Genomic DNA, 1,878 nt, shown 5'->3' with positions numbered 1-1,878 from the left:
GACTACGGAACGCTGTCGTTTGAAAACAACGTGTTCGGGCAAAGGCACGAAAAGATCATGGCCTCTGCACCGCTAGCGGCCGATGCGCGCAAAGTTGGCTTTGAATTCGTGCCCGCCACGGGCAACGCGGCCGAAGGGCTGCCGTGGACCGCGAAAGTCGGCGGCGGCACGATCCGCCTGCTGGTCGATGGCAAGGCCGTGGCAGAAAGCGCGGTCAGCCTCTATCCCGACTATGCCGGCGCCTTCAGCGAGACTTTTGACATCGGCAAGGACCGCGGCTCACAAGTCGGAACCAGCGAAGCGGCGCGGCAGTCGGCCACTGTGGCAATCAACCGCGTAACACTGGACCTGCCTTGAAAATCCCGAGACAGGCTTGCGTCAACGCCCGTGACATTGACGCAAGCCTGTCTCAAACACGACCGGGCAAGCTCCGCATTCGGGCCGTTCGCGCTTCGCCCTCTTATACCAAGGTGCGGTGGACGGCCTCCGTACGGCATCACAATGTGCCAGAGTGAGGTTGTTGGAAACCCAAACGAGGAGACCGTCCGTGGAGCAAATTATCCGAATTGGCATGGATACGTCAAAGCATGTTTTTCAGCTGCATGGTGTGAACGCCGCCGAGCAGCCGGTGTTGCGCAAGAAGCTGCGCCGCGCGGAAATGATAGCGTTTTTTGAGAAGCTTCCCCCAACAATGGTCGCGATCGAAGCCTGTGGCAGTTCGCATCACTGGGCACGGTTGCTGGGTGGGCTTGGCCATGATGTAAAGCTGATCGCACCGCAATTGTCGAAGCCGTACGTGAAGCGCGGCAAGAATGACGCAGCAGACGCCGAGGCGCTTTGCGAGGCGATGAGTCGCCCCACGATGCGTTTCGTTCCGGTGAAGAGCGCCGAGCAGCAGGCATCATTGATGCTGATGGGGATGCGCGACAGGCTGGTCCGAAACAGAACGCAACTCGCCAACGCGATCAGAGGCTATGCGGCCGAATTCGGGCTCACAGCGGCCAAGGGCATGTGCAAGGTTGAGCCTTTACTCGATCGTATCGCCATCGATCCTGCGATCCCCGCGCTCGCACGGGAACTCTTCGCGTCCCATGCCATGGAATATCGGCAACTGGATGAACAGCTCGACGGAATCGACGCGAAGCTGATGAAGTGGCACCGGGCCAATGAGTGCAGTCGTCGTCTGGCGCAAATTCCGGGCGTCGGGCCGGTCGGGGCTGCCTTGCTGATGATGAAGACCCCAGCGCCGGAGCTCTTCGCATCCGGTCGCCAGTTCGCGGCATGGATGGGTCTGACGCCCAAAGACCATTCGACGGCAGGAAAGAGCAGGCCAGGCATCATCACCCGGGCAGGCGACGAGACGCTGCGATGCACGCTCGTGGTCGGAGCTACATCGCTCCTGCAGCATGTGAGGGCGGGGCGGGGAAAGAACGGCACGCCATGGCTGCTCGAGTTGCTCAAGCGCAAACCGCCCAAGCTGGTCGCGGTCGCATTGGCCAACAAGATTGCTCGCATTGCCTGGAAGATGATGATGACCGGTGAAGTTTATCGCGCAAGCGCGGCGCTGCCGCCCCAGGCATGCGCAGCTTGAGATCAGTCAGTCACGGCGAGCACATATTGACGCTGTCGTGCTGATCTGGTGCCTGAACTTGCAGGAATAGCAGATGGTGTGATCAATCGATCCAAGGCGTGTGACATTCCGTTAATACCAATGGCCTTCAAAAGGTCGTCACGTTGTTTGGAACACTCGCCGCGGAAACCATCTTGGCCAGCGTCCAAGTGCGGACGCACCCAAAGGCCGGACATATGGACGCAAGCGATTAGATCAAATCACTGCCAACGCCTTGCAGGGAGGAGGCCGTCCACATATGGTATTAG

At 59.7% G+C, this 1,878-nt stretch carries 2 protein-coding genes; both read left to right on the top strand.

Annotation, left to right across the window (positions count from 1 at the left end; genetic code table 11):
* Positions 1-357: hypothetical protein (locus P4L78_RS22820; protein ID WP_309330997.1), on the top strand; the 357-nt coding region annotated here is incomplete at its 5' end.
* Between the two features lie 190 nt (positions 358-547).
* The gene (locus P4L78_RS22815) at positions 548-1,591 is read left to right on the top strand and encodes an IS110 family transposase (protein ID WP_067749436.1); all 1,044 of its coding nucleotides are present in this window, start codon (positions 548-550) and stop codon (positions 1,589-1,591) included.
* The last annotated feature ends 287 nt before the right edge of the window (positions 1,592-1,878 follow it).

It is taken from the genome of Silvimonas sp. (assembly GCF_031291215.1).
GTDB lineage: Bacteria > Pseudomonadota > Gammaproteobacteria > Burkholderiales > Chitinibacteraceae > Silvimonas > Silvimonas soli.
The sequence above is the reverse complement of the archived record's forward strand: the minus strand, read 5'-3'. Positions and strand labels throughout refer to the sequence as shown.